Annotated in this window: 1 pseudogene; it reads left to right on the forward strand. The window is 35.1% G+C overall.

Features of this window, described 5'->3' with window-relative positions:
• Positions 1-314: pseudogene (locus LIZ98_RS17665) on the forward strand (hypothetical protein); the annotation flags it as partial.
• Between the last annotated feature and the right edge of the window lie 202 nt (positions 315-516).

The following is a 516-nucleotide window of genomic DNA, read 5'->3' on the forward strand; positions in this document are numbered from 1 at the left end:
ATGAGCTGACAAAACAATTAACGAAAGACTTATCGATTAACATTGAAAAGGAGGCTAAACATATGCTGTATTCTGAAAAACTTAAAGAGGCACCTACATTTGCAGAATATCTGAAAACTGTGAGGGAAGAAGGATTTGAAATTGGAATGGAAAAGGGAATCGAAAAAGGGAAAATGGAAGAAAAAAGGAATTTAGCTACTGAGCTATTGCGGGAAGGTTTTTCAGTTGAAAAAGTGGCAAAAATAGTGAAGCTGAGTCTTGATGAAGTGAAGGAGATAGAGGCAAGCATTCATTTTAACCGACCCAAATCTTAAACCTGATTATGCGGAAGCTCTTTTCTACTTCATTGACTATTTACTGTATCTTCCTCATGAGCTGACAAAACAATTAACGAAAGACTTATCGATTAACATTGAAAAGGAGGCAAAACATATGCTGTATTCTGAAAAAATTAAAGAAGCACCTACACTTGCTGAATATTTTAAAACTGTGAGGGAAGAAGGATTTGAAAAAGGA

The organism is Caldibacillus sp. 210928-DFI.2.18, assembly GCF_020554505.1.
GTDB classification, from domain to species: domain Bacteria; phylum Bacillota; class Bacilli; order Bacillales; family Caldibacillaceae; genus Caldifermentibacillus; species Caldifermentibacillus hisashii.